Source organism: Polaribacter sp. PL03, assembly GCF_033875165.1.
Classification (GTDB): Bacteria; Bacteroidota; Bacteroidia; order Flavobacteriales; family Flavobacteriaceae; genus Polaribacter.
Window position 1 is genome coordinate 412,071 of the sequence record NZ_JAWZSV010000002.1, and the last position, 21,882, is coordinate 433,952.

Below are 21,882 nucleotides of genomic sequence, written 5' to 3' on the forward strand. Positions count from 1 at the left end.
AAATTTTATAAATAATATAAGTGCTCAATTCATTTTAAAAATAACTGACAAGAAAATTAGCATACTTTGAATTAAAATTAGATAAATGATGAATACCTTTGTGTAAGTTAATCATATAATATTCGTCTAAATATAAAAATATACAAATGAACAAGATATTCTCTCTTTTAGCAATCGTTTTTTTAATGAGCTGCTCTAGTACAGCCCAAAATTCTTCAAAAGAAAATAAAAAATATAAAGTTGATAAAACAGATGCGCAATGGAAAAAAGAGCTAACCGATAAACAATATTACGTATTACGTGAATCTGGTACTGAAAGAGCATTTACTAGTCCGTTTAATGATAGTAAAACAAATGGTACTTTTGTATGTGCAGCATGTAAAACACCGTTATACGAATCTAAATATAAATTTGACTCTGGTACAGGTTGGCCTTCTTTTGATAGAGCTATTAAAGAAAACGTAGAATTAGACGTTGATTATAAAATTGGATATGCTAGAACTGAACTAAAATGTAACACTTGTGGTGGTCATTTAGGGCATTCTTTTGATGATGGTCCTAGAAAAACAACAGGAAAACGTCATTGCATTAATGGTGTGGCATTAGAATTTATTCCTAAGGATTAGATAGATATTTCTAATGCAAAAAAATTATCTTTATATTTTTTAAATTTAAAGATGAATAAAATAAAATTTCCAAGTGCACAAACAGTTTTACTTTTAATAGCTGCCTTTGTTGCTATCTTAACATGGTTAATACCATCAGGACAATTTGATAGATTAGCATACAATAAAGATGAAAATACTTTTATAAAAACCAGTAATGGGAATGCTGTTTCTTTAGAAGCAACACAAAAAACCTTAGATGGTTTACAAATTAAAATTCCTTTAGAAAATTTTACTTCTGGCGCTATTTACAAGCCCATTAGCATTCCTAAAACATATAAAGAGTTAGAAGCAAAACCTCAAGGTTTTAAAGAATTTATTTTAGCTCCTTTAAAAGGAATAATACAAGTTGCAGATATTATAATTTTAGTGCTTTTTATTGGTGGCTTAGTAGCTATTGTTAATTACACGGGTGCTTTTGAAGCTGGTATTTCTAGACTTTCTAAACTTTTAAAAGGAAAAGAATATACTCTTATAATTATTGTAACTTCTTTAATTGCTGCTGGTGGTACAACTTTTGGATTGGCTGAAGAAACCATTGCCTTCTACCCTATTTTAATTCCTATTTTTTTAGCAGCTGAATATGACGCAATTGTAGCATTGGCTTGTATTTATATTGGAAGTTCTATTGGTACAATGGCATCTACAATAAACCCGTTTAGCACTATAATAGCATCTAATTCTGCTGGTATTAATTGGACAACCGGTATTTACGGAAGAATAACCATGCTTATAATTGGTTTAACTATTTGCATTTCATACATTACTAGATATGCTCAAAGGGTAAAAAAAGACCCTTCAAAATCTATTATTTTTAGTCAGAAAGAAATGATTGAGAAAATGTTTCTTTTCAATAATTCTTCAGAAAAAATAAACTTTACATTTCGCTTAAAAATGGTCTTATTCATTTTTATTTTATGTTTTATCATAATGGTTTATGGTGTTAGCAATTTAGATTGGTGGTTTTTAGAAATGACAGGTATTTTCTTTATTGGCGCACTTTTAATAGGTTTTATATGTAAAATAAATGAAACTGTTTTTGTAGAAACTTTTATAAAAGGTGCTAATGATTTGCTAAGTGTTGCTTTTATAATTGGTATTGCTAGAGGTGTTACTATACTTATGGAAGATGGTTTAATTAGCGATACTCTATTGTACTATTCTAGCGATTTAACAGAAGGTATGAATAAAGGTTTTTTTATAAACTCTATGTTATTTGTCTATAGCGGCTTGTCATTTTTTATTCCTTCATCTTCTGGAATGGCCGTTTTAACAATGCCAATTTTGTCTCCTCTTGCAGACGGTATTGGCATTGGTAGAGAGTCTGTTGTTAATGCTTATTTATTCGGTATCGGTTTATTCAATTTTATAAATCCTACTGGTTTAATTTTAGCTTCTCTTGCAATTGTAAAAGTTGGGTATAATAAATGGCTAAAATTCGTAATGCCTTTAGTAATAATCCTAGCAGCGGTCTCTATGGTTTTCTTAACAATAAGTGTTTATTTATAAGAAAAAAAAATACAATCAACACATTTTCAACACCTTGAATTAAAAATAATTTTAATACAATAACACTTTAATTATATTTTCTTTGTACATTAGAGAAAAAAAAATGCTTTTTAATACTTCTATTTGTATAAAATAGGAGCATTAATGTGGTACTTATTAAAGAAAAAGAATTGAAAAGAATTGCTATAGCTTTTTTATTTCTTAATCAATGTTTTGCTTTTTCACAGCAAACAATAAGTAAGAAATATTCTGTACTAAAATCTACACAAACCTCTGTAGGTTCATCAACTGTTTACACTAAAACAAACAAGTTTAGTGTGCAACAAAGTATTGGGCAATCTGGTATTGTAGGAAAAAAAGAAATACATACAATTACTTTGCAACAGGGTTTTCTTAACAATTATCTGTTTTTTAAGATAGATAATTCTGCCAACAATTCTTTTAAAGAAAACTTCGATTTTGTAATCTCTCCAAATCCTTTTATAAATCATATAAAAATAGATTTTCTAAAAAAAACAACACATCCTATTCTCATTAAAATTTATGATGTAACTGGTAAAATTCATTCTTCTAACACATATACTCCTTCAGATAAAATTATAATTCCTTTAAAAGAATATAGTATTGGAACTTATCTAATACAGATTAAAAGTGGTAAAAATATAGTGACTAAGAAAATACTTAAAATAGAATAATTAGGATGTTAAAGAATAAGATTAAATATAGCTTTCTGTTCTTTTTTACTGGTATTATATCAACAATAAATGCACAACAAATTTTTATAGAAACTGGTTTTGAAAGCGCTAATTTTAAGAATTATGTAAATAACTTAGGAGAAAACACACTAGACGTAAACTATACAAAATCGCAAGAGATTTTTATTGAAGGTGGTTTTAGATTTAATTTACGTAAGAATAGACTAAAATGCGATGTTGCATTAAGTTACAACAAATATAAAATTAATACAGGTTTTTATAGTGGTAAAATAAGTATTCCATTAACATATAATTTAAATTATGTTGCGTTAAAAACAGGTATAAACTTTGCTATTATAAATGAACTTGATTTCAAATTACAGGTTCACGGTCACATTTCATACGATTGGCTTATAGCAGGTACAAGCAGCTATAAAAATGTTGTTAACGACCTTTATAGAGAAAACACATTCGACAGAACTTTACTACGTTATCACAGAGGTATAAGCGCAGAATATATTATTTCAAATAAAATATCTGCCTATATAAATTATAACGTAGCAGACAGTTTTAAAGATAAAAATGAAGATAGTAACATCGAAGAAAAGTACTCGTTACACACAAATGCTTTTTCTATCGGACTCCTTTTTAATATTCAAACTACAAGATAATGTTGTATCTAAATAAAATATGGCTCCTAATCCTCCTCTTTGGCACAACAATTCTTTGTGCGCAAACGCCAGGTTTTAATTATCAAGCATTAATTTTAAATACTGAAGAAATTCAGATACCTGGAACTAATGTTACAGAAAATAAAGTTCCGTTAGGCTTACAAGATGTTATTTTACGTTTTACAATAACAAATGATGTTGGCATAGAATATACAGAAGAACATACTATTACTACTGATGAAAATGGAATGGTTTCCGTTATTGTTGGTGAAGGAATTCCTACAAATTACACCTTTAGTAATATTATTTGGGATGGAAAATTAAAATTTTTGAATGTAGAACTAAAGATTACAGGAAATACAGATGGTTTTGTATTTTTAGATACTCAAAAAATATTATACATACCACATCCTTCAAGCGGCACAGGAAACATCAATATTGTTAACACCATAGGTAATTTAACACCTCCATATAATTATGGTGATTTAATTTGGCTTACTAGTTTTGGCTCTAATAAAAACCCAACATTAATGATATGGAATGGAGCAAATTGGGTTCCTGTTAATCAAGATTATGATCCTACAAATGAATTAGGACTTATAGTTGTTACAAATACTACTTCGAGAGACGCTGAATTTACTAAACCAATAATTGGAGACCAAGTGTGGAATAAAAGCTGCGAATGCTTACAGGTTTTTAATGGTTCTAATTGGGCTACAATAACTACAAAAGCTATAAACGGACTATATAAAGATGGTAATACTACTAAATTAGGCGGAGTTTTAATTCAACCAACAGAAATTACAACGAACACAGTAAACACATTAGCTTTAAAAGGCTTACAGCAAAGTACAAGTAATAATGATCAAATAATTGTAGCTAATAAAGATACTGGTATCTTAAAGCAACAATCTTTATCAGCTATCATTCAACAAAAGCAACTAATTATTTTTGCTATCGATGGTCAACTAGAGTTCCCTACACCTTTAAACATAACAAGTATAGATAAAATAGATGTTTATAGAAATGGTGTTCGTATAAGTTTTACGGCAATAAACAACACTACCATAAAGCTAGAGTCAGAAGCCAGATGTTATAAAAATGATAAGATTAGAATTGTACAATTATATTAACTAGAAAAAAATGAGAATAAAGTAAATAGATTAACAATAACTAAATAATTATTAATTTTCAAAAATTGCAAATGATGAAAAAAATGAAAAAAAATTACTTAAAAACAGGTGCTTTAGGACTTATGATAATGGTAGGAACTACTATAAATGCTCAACAAGTCTCTGGAGATGTTACAAAAACAGAAGATGTTAGTAAATCTAAACCACTTAATGGTACAATTAGAGTAATAGATAATAAAGGGACTAAAAAATTCTTACAAGTAAAAAATGGACTAACATTACTTACTGATACAACACCGGCTGGAGGTATTATATCTACATGGCAACTAGGTGGTGCATTAACAGATAATACTTATATAGATGCTACTGGTAAAGTATTCTCTTTAGATGGTTTAAAATTAGTTGCACCAACAAGTTCAGCGGCAACTACGGCAACTACACAGTCTATTGGAACAAATACAACAACCATATCTGGCGCAGGTACAGCCGCTGTAGAAACTGGATGGACAGTTTTAATTAGAGATGAAGCTTCTGGTGAAGTTCAAAAATTATTAGCTACAGATTTAATTACAACAGGTCGTGCAGAATTTCCTATAGCTGCAGATGACGATGCTGCTGTAACTGCTACTGGTTTAGCTATGGGAACATCAATAAACAAAATATCTGTATATAGAAACGGAGCTAAATTAAGAGCTGGTGTAGACTATACTTTAACTGCTGCAGATACAATTACATTAGATTTTGGTGCTGCATCGCCTAATGATTGGACAACTTATGCAGGTGATATTATTGAAGTACAATGGATTTACTAAATATAATATAGTAAACTGTTAAAATTTATTCTAAAAATAAAGATTTTGCTATATAAAGAGTTGGCTGTAAAAAACCTATTCTTTAAATAGCAATATAAAAACATGTACTAAAAGAGGCTTTATAATACTCTAAACTCTCTACCTCAATAAAATGAAAAAACAATTAATCCTTTTTGTCTTTACAACAATGCTACTTAATATCTACGCCCAAAAAGTTAGAGTAATAGATAATAAAGGGACAAAAATTACAGTAAGAAATAATCAAGTAACAACATCAAATATAACACCTATTAATCCAGTAGAAAATGATGTTTGGTTTGATACTAGTACAACACCTAAAACAATTAAAGTTTTTGATGACCTTAGTGGTTGGGTTGTATTAACACATACGGCAACAACTGGCTCTGTCTTTTTCGCTAGCACAAATGGCAGTCCTACAGAAAATGTTAATCAATTATTTTGGGATAACAATAATAATAGATTGGGTGTTGGAACAGGTTCTCCAACTAATAAATTAGAAGTTTCAGGAGCCATGAGGTCTCAAGGAATATTAAACTCAAACGGAACCGTTAATGAACCATCTTATAGATTTTCTAATGACACAAATACAGGTATGTATAGACCCGCAGCAGATGAACTTGGTTTTGTTGTAGGTGCTTTTGAAGCCATTCATATTGATGAAACTACTATTGGAAGTACAAAAGTTACAATAAACCAAACCTTAGAATTAAATGGGCAAATATTAGACGAAAATAATACTGTAGGCACAACAGGGCAAGTTTTAACAGCAACATCTACAGGGACAAAATGGGTAGATTCTTCTACGATAGATACAGATGACCAAAAAATTGATGAATTCACTTTAAATACTGATGGTAAAAACTTAGAACTTTCTTTAGAAAGCGATACTGAAATAACAAAACAAACAGATCTATCTGCATTAAAGTTAGAAGGTGATGTTACTGGTACACTAGCAATAAATAAAGTTGAAAAAATTCAAAATATAACGGTTTCAGAAACCATGCCTACAGATGGCCAAGTATTAGTTTATAATGGCTCGAGCTCGCAATGGGAAACTAGTGCAACTGTCTATTCTGGTTTTTTTATAATAGATGCTCCAAACGGAACAACAGCAACTACATATACTAAATCTATTACAGGATTGCCTTTTAAACCTTCTCAAATAACTTTTGTTGCCAATACAAATATAGAAAGTTTAAATATTGATGATAATAATAGTTCTGGAAAGAATGCAAGAGGTTTAAATAATAGTTATGGCACTATGAATGGCTTTGCTAGATTAATTGGAACAACTAAAACACAACAAACAATATACATTGGAGGTCATGGTAATTCTATAAACGATATTTCTAGGTATGCGTCTAGTTCAAATTGCATAGGTTTAAGATACGGAGACCAAGATGGCCTCGATTTAGGGAAAATAATTGCTTCACTAAATACCTTCGATTCAAACGGTTTTACTCTTAATATATCTTACACTCTAGGTACAGTAACAAATTTATTACCAACAGATTTAATTTTAAATATAGATCCTACAGATATTCTAAAAGAAAGTGTCGTCATTTTATATACTGCATATAGATAGTTATAAGAGAAACTTTTATAACAATACTCTTTTAATCATTTAAATTTATAAATTCAGAGACAATTAAGTAACGCTTCAGTTAATTAAAGTTATTTTTATTGTACATTCAAGTTTATATCATTTTAAATGACAAAAGCAGAAATTATAAATTTATTAGAAGAAAAGCATTTAGATTTATTTAAGTGGTTAGAAAATAAACCAAAAGAAAACTGGGAAAAAGGACCAAAAGATAAATGGACAATTGGCCAACAAGTAAAACATTTAGCCGCTAGCTTACAACTTTTAAACAATGCATTAAGTTACCCTAGATTTTTCCTGAAATATAAATTTGGCCTTTGTAATAGAGAAATTAGAAACTATGAAACGGTTGTTAAAAACTATCACCAGAAATTAGAAGAAAATAAAGAAAGAGCTAAATTATTTAATCGAAAACTTAAAAAACCTATTTTAAAAGATAGAGAAATACTAATAAATAAACTTCAAATTCAGAATAAAAAATTACAATATAAAATTAGAAAAATAAGCGATCTTAATTTAGACACTCTTGTTATTCCACATCCCTTAATGGGCAAAATGACAATTAGAGAAATTATTATGTGGACTGCCCATCACACAGAACATCATACTTCAATATTAAAAACCAAGTATAATAACGTTTTATAAAAATAAGTAATTCTATTTATGACAAAAATAATTGCAAAACCACATCTTTTTTTCTTCGGATTAACACTTTCTTTTATCATTTTAGGTATTATTAACAGTACCGAAAGCATAGATTTTAACATTGGAGACAGTTATTATGTTTTTACAATTAATTTTTGGTTTTACCTTTCTGCAATTTATTTTACATTAATTGGTTTTAACTATTTTTCTATAATTTGGGCAGAAAAACAACCTAAAAAATGGTTAACAATATTTCATATTTTGTTACAACTATTGTCGTTATTCCTTTTAATTACAAAGCATAATTGGAATTGGATAGGGAAACAATATCCTAAAGAATTAACATTAATTAATGATAATTCTCAAGTTATAATCGCCATCTCAATTGTACTCTTTTTCCTATCAATATTTATCCATCTTATAAACTTCTTTGTTACGCTATTCCTAAAGAAAAACTAATCTAAAAAAGGCGATAATAACTTAATATAAATACTTGTTAATTTATTATATTTGTGTTTCCAAAAAAAGACACAAATTATGTTTAATAATTTAAGCGATAAATTAGATAAAGCCTTACATACCTTAAAAGGACACGGTAAAATTACAGAAGTTAACGTTGCAGAAACTTTAAAAGAAGTTAGAAGAGCGTTACTAGATGCCGATGTTAACTTTAAAATTGCCAAAGATTTTACGAAGAAAGTACAAACCCAAGCACTTGGTCAGGATGTTTTAACAACATTAAACCCAGGGCAATTAATGGTTAAGTTGGTTAAAGACGAACTAACATTATTAATGGGTGGTGAAACTGTTGGTGTTAATCTAGGTGGTTCTCCAACTATAATTTTAATGTCTGGTTTACAAGGTTCTGGTAAAACTACTTTTTCTGGAAAATTAGCAAACTTCTTAAAAACTAAAAAATCTAAAGAAGTACTTTTAGTAGGTTGTGATGTTTATAGACCTGCAGCAATTAATCAATTACAAGTAGTTGGTGAACAAATTGGTGTAGAAGTATATGCAGAGGTTGGTAACAACAATCCTGTAGAAATTTCTGTAAACGCAATTAAGCATGCAAAAGCAAATGGTAAAAATGTAGTTATTATTGATACTGCTGGTCGTTTGGCAGTAGATGAAGAAATGATGACAGAAATTTCTAACATTCATAAAACAATTCAACCACAAGAAACATTATTTGTGGTAGATTCTATGACTGGACAAGATGCTGTAAACACTGCAAAAGCCTTTAATGACATCTTAAATTTTGATGGTGTTGTTCTTACAAAATTAGATGGAGATACACGTGGTGGAGCTGCATTATCTATTAAGTCTGTAGTAAACAAACCAATTAAGTTTATTGGTACTGGAGAAAAAATGGATGCAATAGATGTTTTTCATCCAGATAGGATGGCAGACAGAATTCTTGGAATGGGAGATGTTATTTCTCTTGTTGAAAGAGCACAAGACCAATATGACGAAGAAGAAGCAAGAAAACTACAAAAGAAAATTGCTAAAAACCAGTTTGGTTTTGATGATTTCTTAACGCAAATTCAGCAAATTAAAAAAATGGGAAGTATGAAAGACCTTATGGGTATGATTCCTGGTGCTGGTAAAGCAATGAAAGATGTAGATATAGACGATGATGCTTTTAAAGGAATAGAAGCAATAATTCACTCTATGACTCCAGAAGAAAGAAGTACACCAACAAGTATTAATGCAAGTAGAAAAAAGAGAATTGCAAAAGGATCTGGAACTTCTGTTAATGAAGTAAACCAATTAATGAAGCAATTTAACCAGATGAGCAAAATGATGAAAATGATGCAAGGTGGTGGTGGCAAAAAGATGATGCAAATGATGCAAGGAATGAAATAAAATTTAAAAGAGATAAACAAATTGTTTATCTCTTTTTATATACAACAAACAACACAACAACACAAACAAGAATGATTTTATTAGACGGAAAAAAAACAGCTTCGGATATTAAAGAAGAAATTGCTTTAGAAGTTAGAGATTTAAAAGACAAGGGTTTAGAAACGCCTCATTTGGCTGCTATTATTGTTGGTAATGATGGTGCAAGTATTACATATGTAAATGCAAAAGTAAAAGCTTGTGAACGTGTTGGCTTCGAATCTACTTTAATTAGACTAGAAGAAAATACAACTGAAGAAGAATTATTAAATGAAATTGCAATTTTAAATGTTGATAATGATATTGATGGTTTTATAGTACAACTTCCGTTACCAAAACATATAGACGAGCAAAAAGTTTTAATGGCTGTAGATCCTAACAAAGATGTTGATGGATTTCACCCAACTAATGTTGGTAAAATGGCTTTAAACTTACCTACTTTTATTTCTGCCACTCCGTTTGGTATTTTAGAATTATTAGATAGGTATAATGTAGAAACTTCTGGAAAACATGTTGTTGTTTTAGGAAGAAGTCATATTGTTGGTAGCCCAATGAGTATTTTACTTTCACAGAAAAGAAAAGTTGGTAATGCAACTGTTACAATGTGCCATAGTAGAACTAAAAACTTAAAAGAAATTACATTACAAGCAGATATTATTGTAGCTGCAATAGGTATTCCAGAGTTTTTAAAAGCAGATATGGTAAAAGATAATGTTACCGTTATAGATGTTGGTATTACACGTTTACCAGATTCTTCTAAGAAGAGTGGCTTTAGATTAGTTGGTGATGTTGCTTTTGATGAAGTTGCTGCAAAATCTGAGTTTATTACACCTGTTCCTGGTGGAGTTGGACCAATGACAATTGCTATGCTACTAAAAAACACATTATTAGCTTGTAAAAGAAATAACTAAACTGTGGATTCTAAAAAAACAACCAACTATTTTAGCGAATATTTTCAAATATTTATTGGAATTGTATTAACTAGTTTAGGTTTAAAAGCCTTTCTATTACCTAATGGGTTTTTAGATGGCGGTGTAACCGGTATTGCTCTTTTAGTAAGAACACAAGTAGACATAAACATGTCTTATTTGTTACTAATCTTTAGTATTCCGTTTTTAATTCTTGGGTATTTTACAGTTTCTAAAAGAATTGTTATAAAGTCGATTATTAGTATTTTAGGTGTTGCTTTTTTTATTCATTTAGAGAATTTTCAAACAATAACCAACGACAAGTTATTAATTTCAATTTTTGGAGGTTTGCTAGTTGGTTCTGGAATTGGAATTGCTATTAGAAATGGCTCTGTATTAGATGGTTCAGAAATTCTAGGTATTTATTTAAATGATAAATTCGGAATTAGTATTGGTAAAATTGTATTATTCTTTAATATTATTTTGTTCAGTATAACTGCTTTTGTAGTTTCTGTAGAGGTTGCACTCTACTCTATTTTAACTTATATTATTGCTGCAAAAGTTACAGATACTGTTATCGAAGGTTTCGAAGACTTTATTGGTGTAACCATTGTTTCGAGGCAACATAGTCTTATTAAGAAAGCTATTTTAGAAGAACTTGGTGTTGGTTTAACTATTTACAAAGGTTCTTCTGGCTTTGGCCATAACGGTAAAGCAGAAGATTTTGATATTATTCATTCTATAGTAAATAGAATAGATATAAAAAAAATGTATCGAATTGTACAAGAAATAGATACAGAAGCTTTTATTGTAGAGTTTGATGTAAACAGTGTAAAAGGTGGTGTTCTACGTCATTATATCGACAAGAAAAAAAATAAAAAATTAAGTCCTGTAAAGAAGACGATCGACTAAAGTACTTTCTTATCATCTTTATGGGCTCCGAATTCTTTTCTATATATTCTTACAATTACTAGAAATAAACTTATTAAAAGTGGCCCAAATATTAAACCAATAAACCCAAATAAAGGAACACCAACAATAACACCTATTAAAGTAATTAATGGGTGTACATTATCTAACTTCTTCAATACAAAAAGACGAATAATATTGTCTGTAGAACCAACTACTACCAAACCGTAAATTAGAATTCCCCAAGCAGCGAAATTATTCCCTGTAGAAAGTGTTAAAATAAATACAGGTAATATTCCTATTAAAGTTCCTACAAACGGAATCATAGAACCTACTGTTACTATTATAAACCAAAAGAAAGGATCGTTAATATCGAAAATTAAAAAACCTATTAAGGCAATAATACCTTGTGCAATTGCCACTAAAGGAATACCAATTGCATTAGAGCGCACCATTGCTTGAGATTCTTCTCCAATTATTTTTAAATTTTTATCGCTAATAGGAATGTATTCGTATAGAGAGTTCTTTAATTCTGATCTGTTTGTTAACATATAAAACAATAGAAAATACATAATACCAATTGCAATAAAAATATTGAAGGTTCCGCCTGCAAAACCTTCTAAATTATCTGTAACCCATGTAGAAACTTCAGAAACATTTATTCTTTCTGCCAAATCAAAACCATACCTACTTTCAATTTTACCAAACAAATCTTTTAAAGCTTGGGTTACTTGCTCTGAGTTTGTAACGGCATCACCAACCTTATTACCTAACATCATAATTAGACCTGTAACAGGAAGTAAAATGCAAACAAATGAGACTAACATTAAAAAAATTGCTGCAAAATCTGGCTTCCATTTCTTTTTCACTAAAAGAACCATCCATTTTCTTAGAAGTACATAAATAGTAATTGCTCCTAAAACACCAGACAAATAAGGCATCATTTCTTTAAAAATGAGAATACCAATAAATAAGATTAGAAGTAAAACAAAAACTTGCCTAATCGTTTTGGGTGCAATTGTATCTTTCATAGAATCGATTTTCTGCAATTTATTAAATAAATAATCTATATATTGTAAAAATCAATTATTTAATTAACTCATTTAAAAAGGGTTTTAAATATTAATTACTGCTTTAATTTATAAATTTTTATTGATGGATTTTTTTCTAAAAGAAAACAGCAATTTTACGCCTTTCTCTACAGAACACTTATTAACTGTGCTCTTTTTTATCTTTGTTGGAATTATTTTAATATCTATAACAAAACAACAAACGAAAAAAACTCAAATAAAAATTGGAAATATCTTTGCCTTTTCAATATCGATAACTGTTATTTTAGGAACCTTTATAAAGTTATATAAAGGTAATTTTAATTATCAAGAAGATTTACCATTACACTTGTGTAGTTTTTTAGCAATTATAATTCCTATTTTATCATGTACTAGAAAGTTTATCTATTATGAAGTTTTCTTTTTTTTGATTTTAGCAGGAACAATGCAATCTTTAATTACACCAGATGAATCTAATTTTTTAAACTTTCCTTTTTTTAGATATTGGTTTGTGCATGCAGGCTTAGTTATTTTTATGCTTTTTGCTACTTTTATTTATAAAATGAGACCAAACCTTAAAAGTGTAGCAAAATCGTTTTTAGCAATGCAAGCATACATGCTTTTAATGTTTACACTTAATTATTTTTTAGGTTCTAACTATTTTTATACTAATAGAAAACCAGATGCAGCAACATTATTAGACCTTTTTGGTGAATGGCCTAAATACATTTTTGTAGTAGAATTAATTGTGATTCCGTATTTTCTTTTATTGTATCTACCTTTTTATTTAACTCGAAAGAAGAATTAAGCCTCTTCTCTATTCACTAAATCTATAGAAAAAGCAGGTAAACAAACTGCTAAATATTCACAAGATTCTTCAAACGGATTTGAATATTGAACTCTTGTATTCTTTTCAATTTTAATAGATTCTCCTGCCTCTAAAACAATAGTTTCATCTTCTATTATAAATTGTTTTTTTCCTTTTATAATGTATGTATATTCTTCAAACGCGGGTGTTTGAAAAGGCTCGCTCCAACCAGAAGGTGCAACCATGTGTGCAATACTTATCTGAGAATTACCATCTGTAGCTTGTCCGAAATGTTCTTCTATAACTTTACCATCTGTTGTTGGTACAACAAATGGAGTTTTCTGAATTGTATATTTTTTAATCATAATAATTGGTTTTGCGTAAGCGATTGAAATGGCATCCTTTTTAGAGGAACGAAAAAAAGATATAATGTAAAGCGCGGTTTTGTGTTTAAAATAAAACGCACAAAATTTGCACTAAAATTTATTTTAATTAAACCAAACAATAAAAGATTTCATCTTAGCTAAATCTGGAATTTGCTCTAAAGAAACTTTCTGATTCGTAAAATCTTTTAAACCTAATTGTTCTTTGGCAATTGCTATTGTTGTATTTAAATCGTCTATAAATAAGGTAGCAGACGTTAATGTAGTTTCTATTCTGTTAATATTATTATTCGCATTAATTTCAGAAAAGCTAGAATTTACATTTATAGAAGTTACTGTTTTAAATCTTGCATCATGAATTTCTATACTTTTAATTGTAGAAACTGAGTCTAATTGTTCTTTTGGTACAATAGTTAATAAATGCTTTCCTCCTTTTTCGAATACTAAATACTCGTCATCATCTTGAAAGTAGTTATCGCCTAATGCACCTTCACTTAAGTTTTTTACAATAGAATCATTTTCGAAAATATCTTCTAATTCTTGAATAGTAGTTTTTGGTGTTAAATGCCCAACTTTACCTTTTTCTATATTAAATTTACCTCCATCGCCACAACTTATAATTAAGAATGCACATGCAATTATTACTATAGATACTATATTTTTTTTAATCATTTTTGGTAGTTTATACGTTTTATAACGTTCAATTTTCAATTTTGTTACTTTAAAATCTTCTTTAATATGCCAAAAGCAGCTCTAATAAAAGTAGCACTTGTAAGTACTTTAACTATAGGGTTTTGTGCAGTACTTCGTCTTCGAGAAGAACTTCTAGAAGCTCTTTCATCTCTTTGCCTTTCCTTTTCTTTTTCTTTTGCTACTTTTTCTCTCTCTTTTTCATCTGCTGCCGTCTTTATAGCTTTTGCTTCTGCTAGGTTTACTTTTTCTATTTTAGCATTTAATAATTCGTAAGCGCTTTCTCTATCTAGGTTTTCATTGTATTTGTAAAACAATCTAGAGTTATTTATAACTTGCTTTAATTCTTTAGCTGTTAACACGTCCATTCTACTCATTGGCGCACGCAACATGGTTCTGGCTAATGGTGTTGGAATTCCTTTTTCGTTTAAAACGGAAACAAATGCTTCTCCAATTCCTAATTGTGTTAAAACTTCTTTTGTATCGTAATACTCTGAAGAAGGATAGTTTTCTGCTGCCAACTTAATTGCTTTTCTATCTTTTGCAGTAAAAGCTCTTAATGCATGCTGAATTTTTAAACCTAATTGTGCTAAAATATCTTCTGGCACATCTTTAGGGTTTTGTGTAACAAAATAAAGACCAATACCTTTAGAACGAATTAATTTTACAATACTTTCTATTTGGTTTAATAAGGCTTTAGACGCTTCTTCAAACACCAAATGTGCTTCATCTATAAAGATAATTAACTCTGGTCTTCCGCTATCTCCTTGTTCTGGAAACGTTTCATAAACCTCTGCTAATAATTGCAACATAAATGTTGAGAATAACTTTGGTTTGTCTTGTATATCTGTTAATCTTAAAACAGATATTATACCTTTACCGTCTTCATCTACTCTTGTTAAGTCTTCTACTTCAAAAGATTTTTCACCAAAGAATAAATCGCCACCTTGTTGTTCTATTTCTACAATTTTACGTAAAATTGCACCGGTAGAAGAAGATGAAATTCGCCCATATTCTGCTTGAATTTCTTCTTTACCTTCGTTGGTTACATATTGTAATACTTTTTTAAAATCTTTAATATCTAAAAGAGCAAACTTATTATCGTCGCAATATTTAAAAATAATAGAAACAATACCACTCTGCGTTTCTGTTAAATCTAAAATTCTTGATAACAAAACGGGTCCAAATTCTGAAACCGTAGCACGCATTCTTGTTCCTTCCTGTTCAGAAATTGTAAGAACTTCTATTGGAAACTTTTGAGCGGTAAACGGAAACCCAATTTTTGCATGACGTTCGTCTATTTTTGCGTGTCCAGGGCTTGGTTGTGCTAAGCCAGAAAGATCTCCTTTTATATCCATTAATAAAACAGGAACTCCTTTTTCTGATAAGTTTTCTGCTAAAACTTGAAGTGTTTTTGTTTTTCCTGTTCCGGTTGCTCCAGCAATTAAACCATGCCTATTTAATGTCTTTAAAGGAACCTTAACAATAGCATCTGTTATGGTTTCTTCTCCCAACATTGCAGCACCTAATTCTATAAAATCGCCTTTGGTTTTGTAACCGTTATTTATGTATTCAAAGAACTCTTCCTTTCTACTCATTAAAACTAAATTTTGATAAAAATAATCAAACTTTAATTGTTAGGAAATTATTTGAAGAATTTGTTTGAAATAGTTTTTCCTAAAATTAAAAGAAAGCACAAAAAAAGGTTCTAACTTTATATTAAAGCTAAAACCTCTTCCTATTTTTTAATATTTTAATTGTTCTTATTTTTGAAAATATTCTGGAATTAATCCTTTTAATTTATCAACTGTTTCCTCAACAGTTAAATCGCTCATTCCACCAGAAGCATTTGCATGTCCACCACCGTTAAAGTGTTCTTTTGCTAAAACATTTACTGGGTTTTCTGCTCCTTTAGAACGGAAAGAAATTTTCATAATTCCATCTCTTTCTGTAAACACAATAGCAGCTTTCATTCCTTTAATAGACAAGACTAAGTTTGCTAAACTATCTGTATCTCCTTTTTTGTAATGATATTTTGCTAATTCTTCTTTAGATAAAGAAATGATAGCAACATTATAATCGTATAAAATTTCTAACTTCTCGCTCATTGCATAACCTTGCAAACGCAAACGAGTTTCTGTATTATTATCGCTTAATTTCTCATGAATTAAATGATGTTCTACGCCTGCTGCTAATATCTTAGCTAAAACCTCGTGCGTTCTTGGTTTTACAGAATTAAATCTAAAACTACCTGTATCTGTTAAGATTCCTAAATACAAAGGCGTTCCTATTTTTTCATCTAACAATTCTAAATTTCCAGATTCTTCTATTAAATCTACAATTAGTTGTGATGTTGATGATGCTGTTGTTTCTGAAACCGTTATTGTAGGAAATTCTTCTGGGTTCAAATGATGATCTATCATTATCTTCTTACAAGTTGCTGCTTCTAACAATGCTTGCATTTCTGGTCCTACTCTATTAGTTGTATTGTAATCTAAACAGAAAATTAAGTCTGCCTTTTGCATTTCTGCAGTTACCTCATCTGGGTTTTCTTCCATTAAAAGAATAGCAGAAGTGTCTAACCAATATAAAAAATCTGGTGCTTTATCTGGGTGACAAACAACTGCTTTTTTACCTAATTTTTCTATAAAGTGAAGCAAACCTAAAGAAGAACCAATTGAGTCTCCGTCTGCAGATTTATGTGCTGTAATAACGATGTTTGAAGCAGCTAAAATTTCTGCTTCTATTTCTTTGAAAATATTCATGTAGTGTCTTTTTGCAATTGCCATTTATTATAGCAATTGTATTTTTTTTTTTGAAGTTGCGAAGTTAGGTTTATTATTGAAGTGAATAAAGATGAATCAGATTTAAAATCAATTAATCCAACTCTTAAAATCTTTTACTCGCTCTCTACTTACAATAATTTCTGTTTCAGAATAAGAAATTAAAATCAATTTTAAGCGTGAATTAGAATGAGCAATAATTTCTTTAATGAAATCTTTACGGACAATAAAAGTTCTATTTACTCTAAAAAACTTTTTAGAATCTAAATCACTTTCTAAACTAGTTAAAGAATTATTTATAATATAATTACCATTAGAAGTATTTAAAAATGTAGCGTTTTCAAAACTATAAAAGCACGCAATATTATCTGAATTGATTATTTTTATCTTCTTGCCTACTCTTATTGTAAAAGATTTTTTATAATTGTAGCTCTTATAATTACTGACTAATTTTCTAAACTGCTCGAAATCTATTTCTTTTTGTTGCACTTTTTTAGCTTTTAAAATAGCTTCTTTCAATTTTTCTTTATTGATAGGTTTAAGCAAATAAGAAACACTATTATAATCGAACGCTTTAATACTATAATTACTAAAAGCTGTTGTAAATATTATTTTTGAAGTAATTTTTACTTGATTAAATATTTCAAAACACAAACCATCAGAAAGCTGCACATCTAAAAAAATAAGATCTGGTTGTTTGTTTTTCTGAAACCATAAAACAGAAGCTTTTACAGAATTCAGTTTTTCTAATATTTCTATTTCAAAATCTTGCAATAAACGTTCTAATCTTCTTGCGGATGGTAATTCGTCTTCTATAATAATTGCTTTCATTAAACAGTTTCTAGAATTGGTAATTTAATTATAAAACGAGTTTCGGAGTCTTCAATGATTACTTTTTTATCTGTAAAAAAAGCGATTCTTTTTTTAATATTTTCAATCCCTTTTTTAGATTCTGAAACTGTTTTTAATTTCTGATTCTTATTATTCTCAATAATTAAATAATTTTCTTCGGATGTAATTTTCACATTAACAATATTGGTTTCATTAATCGTGTTATGCTTTACCACATTCTCTAAAACTTGTTGTAAAATAGTAGAAACAATGTATTTTTCTCCACCGATCTCATCAATATTAATTGTAAAATTTAAACCAATTTCAAATCTGTCTTTTAACAATTCTAAATAACTTTTTGCAAAGTTAATTTCATCTTTTACCAAAACAACATCTTGCTTTTCTTGCTCCAAGAAATAGCGATAAATATGTGATAAATTTTCAGAATAGGCAACTGCCTTTTTAGGGTTTTCTTCAATTAAACTAGTTAAAACATTAATGTTATTAAACAAAAAATGTGGACTTAATTGATTTTTTAATTGTTGGTAATTTAATTGAGATTCTAAAGATTCTTGAGTTAATTGTTCTTTTTCTTGTTTTGAAACTAGCTTTAAATAATATAGATGCACTAAAGTAATCACATACATAAAAAATGGACCAAACAATACAATTGAATGTAGGGTATTCTGATAATTTTTTTCAGAACTCATAAATCTGTAAACAGAAACAAATATTGATATATTACTAACAAAAATAAAAAATAAAGTAATAATTATATAATAACTAATTATTAAAATTATTCTTTTTGTAGTAGAAAAATTAGTGTAAATATATTTGAAAAAATAAAATGAAATAAATGATAATATAATTCCGAAAGGCAAAAAACGACTCCAAACAGTAAATGAATTAAAAAAACTTGGTAAGCTTATAAAAATAATTATCGTGTAAATTATTACTCCAATAAAAGGTATAACTAATAATATTTTATTTGAATGGTATAATTCAAATTTTGATACTATGATATTTTTGTTTTTATCAATTAAAATCAAAATTACGCTTATAAATAAATTAGTAAATAGGCTTAAAATTGCCAAAAAAAGCCAGTTTGTACTAAAGAAGGTTTTATAATTATTGGGATCAATATATTTATAAAATAAATAAGCCGAAACATAAGTAATAACAAAAGAAATTACTGATGATTTGAAGATTTTAAATTTATATTTTTCTTTTTTAAAATATAAAAAAGAGAAATACATCGGTATATAGAAAATAAATAAAGTTGGTAAATAAGACTTTAATAGATCCACATCTTTATAACCTTTAAAAGCAACTTGAATTAACAAAAAAAATAAGATTATTAATAGGTATAACGCAAACGATATGTAAAATGACTTAAATAATTTCTTCATAATTTCTAATTTTTATCAAAAATGAAGTTTATCATCATTAATAAAAAAAGAAATATAGTGAATTGTTATATTGTGTAAGTGAATTGTAGGCCAAATGTTGTTTCTCTATGAGATTTCTCCATAAAGTCGAAATGACAATCGTTAGAATTATGAAACTTTATTACTTTGAAACTAATTTTACTCAGTCAAACTCTTAAATCTTTTACACGTTCCCTACTTACAATAATTTCATTTTCAGAATAAGAGCTTAAAATCAATTTTAAGAGTAAAATGGTATAAGAAATTATATCTTTTAAACAAAAACATCAAAAAATCGTTTACTTTTTCATTAATCAATTTTGTTCTTTTTCTCTTCTAGCATCTCTAAATAAACATCCTCAACATGTTCTCGAGCCCAAGTTGTTCTTCTTAAAAACCCGAGACTCGATTTCATTGTAGGGTTATTCTTGAAACAACGAATATTTACACGTTCTCCTAAATACTCCCAACCATAGTAAGCTACTAAACGTTCTAAAACCTGAACTAGTTTCACTCCATGAAACGGATTGTTTAATTGTTCTTCAGTGGCTTTTCTTCTTTTTCGTTTAGCTGGTTTCTCTTCAGTCAATTCTTCATTTTCTTGGGGATTGGACTCTGTATCTAAAAGTTGATTTGTTTGATTCTTTTTATTAGTCGACTCATTTTGGTGATTGGCTTTCATGTGCATTGTTGGCAAATTGTATTTCATAAGGCAACTAGTTTAAAAACAAATCTAATAAATAAGACAACTATTTAAGTTATTTTATTTTCCCGATAACTAATTTCGAAAATGGTATACCCGTAATTTTAATACTACCAAAGATAAAGACTATTGCTAATAATAAATCCATTCCTGTAGTTATAATCATTGCTTGCGGAACTTCGCCAACAGTTGTAGCATAAGTTACTAGAAACACATTAAATAAACGAACTAAACCATTCCAAAGGATAATAGACGACCTAGTATTTACCTCTTGTACTGCCCAAATAAGTGATGCTCCAGCAAATATAATAAAAGCACCTGCTATAGAATTTGTTATTAGTGCTTCTCCTGTTTTGGTTGTAATAGCTTGTATTATCATTCCTATACCAATCGGGAAGTTTAATATACTTGTAATTAGAACGAATTTTTTAAATATGTTTTTCATTTTTATTATTTATTTTATTTTATTGAATATTTAATGATGCTTCTGTCCAAAGAACAAATTGATTTGTATTTTCGATAATTTCGATAGGAACCTCATAAAAAGAAGCTACAATATTATTTCTTTTAAAAAGGGTTAAAGGTTTTGAATCTGCTTCTAAACAATTATTAATATTGCTTTTATCTACTTTAAAAAATATCGTTTCTTTAGCAATTATACCAAACATTAAACCATCTGCATACAAACCTATACAGCCAAACATTCGTTTCGTGTAAACCTTTTTCCAATTGAACAATTGGTCCAGAATAAAATTCAAATAATTAGTAGAACTAGCCATAGAATCTATTTTTTTACATTCATATTTTTTAGTATTCTTCTTAACGAAAAAACAAAACTTTTTGGACTATCTTCTTGTGTAAAATGACCTGCATCAGAAAGTAATTGTACTGGTGCATTAGGAAAAATAGAACGCCATTTGTCTTGAATATCTTGCGAAGCGACTGCAACATCTTTTAAACCGAAAATAAACTCTACTTGCTTGTCTTTTAATGTATGTAGTTTACTCTCTAGATCTACTAACCAATCTGTTGCAATTGTAATTTGTTGGGGAAATACTGCAGTTCCTATTCTAGATTCTTTTGTAGGAAAAGGCATTTCATAAGCATCCATAATTGCTTTATTACTGCTAGATTTTTTGTTGATTGAACCACGCATTATTCCTGTTACAAAAAAGTTCTCTTCTAAAATTTTGTTCTCCATTTCTTTAGAGCTCATTTGCATAGAAAAACCTTCTAACTTACCTTCTGCTTTCCAAGCCCAAGTATTGCTAATTACAACACCTATAACTTTGTCTGGGTTACTTGTTGCTACAGATAACCCTGTTGGTCCGCCCCAATCTTGAACAACGATCATAAACTTGTCTAACTTTAAATGATCAAAAAGAAGTGCACTAATCCATTCTACATGCTCTTGAGGTGTAAAGCCAAAGTTTTTAGGAGTATCAGAAAAACCAAAACCAGGTAAATCGTAGGCTATTACTCTAGCTTCTTTAGATAGTTCTTTAATTATATTTCTATTTAAAAAAGACCAGTCTGGGTTTCCGTGAGTTAAAACAATAGGTACTCCTTCGCCTTCATCAATATAATGCATAGAAATTCCTTCTTTTTCAAACCAATTACTTTTAAAAGGATATTCAGCTTTGTCAACTATAAATGGTCGCTGTTTTTTGTTCGTTTCATCTTTATTGAATATTTCCAATTTCAGCATATTGTTTTTCATAATTATTATAATTTT

The 21,882-nt window shown here is 28.8% G+C and carries 24 protein-coding genes; 13 read left to right on the forward strand and 11 right to left on the reverse strand.

Annotated features, from left to right (window positions below; translation table 11 throughout):
• The first annotated feature begins 146 nt into the window (after positions 1 to 146).
• From msrB to SHK09_RS05190, 12 genes are all read left to right on the forward strand, one after another.
• A complete protein-coding gene (msrB, locus tag SHK09_RS05135; RefSeq protein ID WP_319809704.1) occupies positions 147 to 626 on the forward strand; it encodes a peptide-methionine (R)-S-oxide reductase MsrB in 480 nt (159 codons plus the stop codon).
• 51 nt (positions 627 to 677) lie between these two features.
• Positions 678 to 2,174 carry a YfcC family protein gene (locus tag SHK09_RS05140; RefSeq protein WP_319809705.1) on the forward strand — a complete coding sequence of 499 codons (1,497 nt, stop codon included), beginning with the start codon at positions 678 to 680 and terminating at the stop codon, positions 2,172 to 2,174.
• 170 nt (positions 2,175 to 2,344) lie between these two features.
• On the forward strand, positions 2,345 to 2,869 hold the full coding sequence (locus tag SHK09_RS05145) for a T9SS type A sorting domain-containing protein (RefSeq protein WP_319809706.1): 525 nt from the start codon (positions 2,345 to 2,347) through the stop codon (positions 2,867 to 2,869).
• Positions 2,870 to 2,874: 5 nt separating this feature from the next.
• The gene (locus SHK09_RS05150; RefSeq protein ID WP_319809707.1) at positions 2,875 to 3,540 is read left to right on the forward strand and encodes a hypothetical protein; all 666 of its coding nucleotides are present in this window, start codon (positions 2,875 to 2,877) and stop codon (positions 3,538 to 3,540) included.
• Entirely contained in the window at positions 3,540 to 4,673 is a 1,134-nt protein-coding gene (locus SHK09_RS05155; RefSeq protein ID WP_319809708.1) for a hypothetical protein, read from the forward strand. Before SHK09_RS05150 ends, SHK09_RS05155 begins: the two co-directional genes overlap by 1 nt.
• An 83-nt stretch (positions 4,674 to 4,756) precedes the next feature.
• Positions 4,757 to 5,485, forward strand: a complete 729-nt coding sequence (locus SHK09_RS05160; protein ID WP_319809709.1) for a hypothetical protein — start codon at positions 4,757 to 4,759, stop codon at positions 5,483 to 5,485.
• A gap of 151 nt (positions 5,486 to 5,636) precedes the next feature.
• Positions 5,637 to 7,091 carry a hypothetical protein gene (locus SHK09_RS05165; RefSeq protein ID WP_319809710.1) on the forward strand — a complete coding sequence of 485 codons (1,455 nt, stop codon included), beginning with the start codon at positions 5,637 to 5,639 and terminating at the stop codon, positions 7,089 to 7,091.
• Positions 7,092 to 7,217: 126 nt separating this feature from the next.
• The gene (locus SHK09_RS05170; RefSeq protein WP_319809711.1) at positions 7,218 to 7,754 is read left to right on the forward strand and encodes a DinB family protein; all 537 of its coding nucleotides are present in this window, start codon (positions 7,218 to 7,220) and stop codon (positions 7,752 to 7,754) included.
• 18 nt (positions 7,755 to 7,772) lie between these two features.
• Complete coding sequence (locus SHK09_RS05175; RefSeq protein ID WP_319809712.1) at positions 7,773 to 8,213, forward strand: hypothetical protein; 441 nt, start codon at positions 7,773 to 7,775, stop codon at positions 8,211 to 8,213.
• A 78-nt stretch (positions 8,214 to 8,291) separates the two neighbouring features.
• Entirely contained in the window at positions 8,292 to 9,620 is a 1,329-nt protein-coding gene (ffh, locus tag SHK09_RS05180; RefSeq protein ID WP_319809713.1) for a signal recognition particle protein, read from the forward strand.
• Positions 9,621 to 9,691: 71 nt separating this feature from the next.
• The gene (folD, locus tag SHK09_RS05185) at positions 9,692 to 10,567 is read left to right on the forward strand and encodes a bifunctional methylenetetrahydrofolate dehydrogenase/methenyltetrahydrofolate cyclohydrolase FolD (protein ID WP_319809714.1); all 876 of its coding nucleotides are present in this window, start codon (positions 9,692 to 9,694) and stop codon (positions 10,565 to 10,567) included.
• A gap of 3 nt (positions 10,568 to 10,570) precedes the next feature.
• Positions 10,571 to 11,476 carry a YitT family protein gene (locus SHK09_RS05190; protein WP_319809715.1) on the forward strand — a complete coding sequence of 302 codons (906 nt, stop codon included), beginning with the start codon at positions 10,571 to 10,573 and terminating at the stop codon, positions 11,474 to 11,476.
• On the opposite strand, the gene SHK09_RS05195 is transcribed toward SHK09_RS05190, so the two are convergent.
• A complete protein-coding gene (locus SHK09_RS05195) occupies positions 11,473 to 12,504 on the reverse strand; it encodes an AI-2E family transporter (RefSeq protein WP_319809716.1) in 1,032 nt (343 codons plus the stop codon). The genes SHK09_RS05190 and SHK09_RS05195 overlap by 4 nt on opposite strands.
• A gap of 124 nt (positions 12,505 to 12,628) precedes the next feature.
• Between SHK09_RS05195 and SHK09_RS05200 the strand changes: the two genes are divergently transcribed.
• A complete protein-coding gene (locus SHK09_RS05200; protein WP_319809717.1) occupies positions 12,629 to 13,330 on the forward strand; it encodes a TIGR02206 family membrane protein in 702 nt (233 codons plus the stop codon).
• Here the strand turns inward: SHK09_RS05200 and SHK09_RS05205 are convergent.
• From SHK09_RS05205 to SHK09_RS05250, 10 genes are all read right to left on the reverse strand, one after another.
• Positions 13,327 to 13,695 (reverse strand): cupin domain-containing protein, encoded by a 369-nt coding sequence (locus SHK09_RS05205; RefSeq protein ID WP_319809718.1) that lies wholly within the window; start codon positions 13,693 to 13,695, stop codon positions 13,327 to 13,329. The genes SHK09_RS05200 and SHK09_RS05205 overlap by 4 nt on opposite strands.
• 123 nt (positions 13,696 to 13,818) lie before the next feature.
• On the reverse strand, positions 13,819 to 14,385 hold the full coding sequence (locus tag SHK09_RS05210) for a hypothetical protein (protein WP_319809719.1): 567 nt from the start codon (positions 14,383 to 14,385) through the stop codon (positions 13,819 to 13,821).
• Between the two features lie 44 nt (positions 14,386 to 14,429).
• Positions 14,430 to 16,001, reverse strand: coding sequence for a helicase HerA-like domain-containing protein (locus SHK09_RS05215; protein ID WP_319809720.1), 1,572 nt, complete (start codon positions 15,999 to 16,001; stop codon positions 14,430 to 14,432).
• 165 nt (positions 16,002 to 16,166) lie between these two features.
• Positions 16,167 to 17,168, reverse strand: coding sequence for a bifunctional oligoribonuclease/PAP phosphatase NrnA (locus SHK09_RS05220; RefSeq protein WP_319809721.1), 1,002 nt, complete (start codon positions 17,166 to 17,168; stop codon positions 16,167 to 16,169).
• 108 nt (positions 17,169 to 17,276) lie between these two features.
• Positions 17,277 to 18,017 carry a LytTR family DNA-binding domain-containing protein gene (locus SHK09_RS05225; RefSeq protein WP_319809722.1) on the reverse strand — a complete coding sequence of 247 codons (741 nt, stop codon included), beginning with the start codon at positions 18,015 to 18,017 and terminating at the stop codon, positions 17,277 to 17,279.
• Positions 18,017 to 18,727 (reverse strand): sensor histidine kinase, encoded by a 711-nt coding sequence (locus SHK09_RS05230; RefSeq protein ID WP_319809723.1) that lies wholly within the window; start codon positions 18,725 to 18,727, stop codon positions 18,017 to 18,019. The genes SHK09_RS05225 and SHK09_RS05230 overlap by 1 nt, the downstream gene beginning before the upstream one ends.
• Positions 18,728 to 19,754: 1,027 nt before the next feature.
• Positions 19,755 to 20,153: a VF530 family protein gene (locus SHK09_RS05235; protein ID WP_319809724.1), complete on the reverse strand. Its 399-nt coding sequence runs from the start codon at positions 20,151 to 20,153 to the stop codon at positions 19,755 to 19,757.
• A 49-nt stretch (positions 20,154 to 20,202) separates the two neighbouring features.
• Positions 20,203 to 20,592 (reverse strand): hypothetical protein, encoded by a 390-nt coding sequence (locus tag SHK09_RS05240; RefSeq protein WP_319809725.1) that lies wholly within the window; start codon positions 20,590 to 20,592, stop codon positions 20,203 to 20,205.
• Positions 20,593 to 20,611: 19 nt separating this feature from the next.
• Entirely contained in the window at positions 20,612 to 20,926 is a 315-nt protein-coding gene (locus tag SHK09_RS05245; protein ID WP_319809726.1) for a TfoX/Sxy family protein, read from the reverse strand.
• A 5-nt stretch (positions 20,927 to 20,931) separates the two neighbouring features.
• Positions 20,932 to 21,867, reverse strand: coding sequence for an alpha/beta fold hydrolase (locus SHK09_RS05250; RefSeq protein WP_319809727.1), 936 nt, complete (start codon positions 21,865 to 21,867; stop codon positions 20,932 to 20,934).
• Between the last annotated feature and the right edge of the window lie 15 nt (positions 21,868 to 21,882).

Coding starts and splice junctions, on each gene's coding strand:
- SHK09_RS05160 (WP_319809709.1), top strand. CDS start 4,757: ATGAAAAAAAATTACTTAAAAACAGGTGCTTTAGGACTTATGATAATG.
- SHK09_RS05165 (WP_319809710.1), top strand. CDS start 5,637: ATGAAAAAACAATTAATCCTTTTTGTCTTTACAACAATGCTACTTAAT.
- SHK09_RS05140 (WP_319809705.1), top strand. CDS start 678: ATGAATAAAATAAAATTTCCAAGTGCACAAACAGTTTTACTTTTAATA.
- SHK09_RS05175 (WP_319809712.1), top strand. CDS start 7,773: ATGACAAAAATAATTGCAAAACCACATCTTTTTTTCTTCGGATTAACA.
- SHK09_RS05210 (WP_319809719.1), bottom strand. CDS start 14,385: ATGATTAAAAAAAATATAGTATCTATAGTAATAATTGCATGTGCATTC.
- SHK09_RS05195 (WP_319809716.1), bottom strand. CDS start 12,504: ATGAAAGATACAATTGCACCCAAAACGATTAGGCAAGTTTTTGTTTTA.
- SHK09_RS05245 (WP_319809726.1), bottom strand. CDS start 20,926: ATGGCTAGTTCTACTAATTATTTGAATTTTATTCTGGACCAATTGTTC.
- SHK09_RS05200 (WP_319809717.1), top strand. CDS start 12,629: ATGGATTTTTTTCTAAAAGAAAACAGCAATTTTACGCCTTTCTCTACA.
- SHK09_RS05230 (WP_319809723.1), bottom strand. CDS start 18,727: ATGAGTTCTGAAAAAAATTATCAGAATACCCTACATTCAATTGTATTG.
- SHK09_RS05215 (WP_319809720.1), bottom strand. CDS start 16,001: ATGAGTAGAAAGGAAGAGTTCTTTGAATACATAAATAACGGTTACAAA.
- msrB (WP_319809704.1), top strand. CDS start 147: ATGAACAAGATATTCTCTCTTTTAGCAATCGTTTTTTTAATGAGCTGC.
- SHK09_RS05225 (WP_319809722.1), bottom strand. CDS start 18,017: ATGAAAGCAATTATTATAGAAGACGAATTACCATCCGCAAGAAGATTA.
- folD (WP_319809714.1), top strand. CDS start 9,692: ATGATTTTATTAGACGGAAAAAAAACAGCTTCGGATATTAAAGAAGAA.
- SHK09_RS05250 (WP_319809727.1), bottom strand. CDS start 21,867: ATGAAAAACAATATGCTGAAATTGGAAATATTCAATAAAGATGAAACG.
- SHK09_RS05155 (WP_319809708.1), top strand. CDS start 3,540: ATGTTGTATCTAAATAAAATATGGCTCCTAATCCTCCTCTTTGGCACA.
- SHK09_RS05240 (WP_319809725.1), bottom strand. CDS start 20,592: ATGAAAAACATATTTAAAAAATTCGTTCTAATTACAAGTATATTAAAC.
- SHK09_RS05205 (WP_319809718.1), bottom strand. CDS start 13,695: ATGATTAAAAAATATACAATTCAGAAAACTCCATTTGTTGTACCAACA.
- ffh (WP_319809713.1), top strand. CDS start 8,292: ATGTTTAATAATTTAAGCGATAAATTAGATAAAGCCTTACATACCTTA.
- SHK09_RS05150 (WP_319809707.1), top strand. CDS start 2,875: ATGTTAAAGAATAAGATTAAATATAGCTTTCTGTTCTTTTTTACTGGT.
- SHK09_RS05170 (WP_319809711.1), top strand. CDS start 7,218: ATGACAAAAGCAGAAATTATAAATTTATTAGAAGAAAAGCATTTAGAT.
- SHK09_RS05220 (WP_319809721.1), bottom strand. CDS start 17,168: ATGAATATTTTCAAAGAAATAGAAGCAGAAATTTTAGCTGCTTCAAAC.
- SHK09_RS05235 (WP_319809724.1), bottom strand. CDS start 20,153: ATGAAATACAATTTGCCAACAATGCACATGAAAGCCAATCACCAAAAT.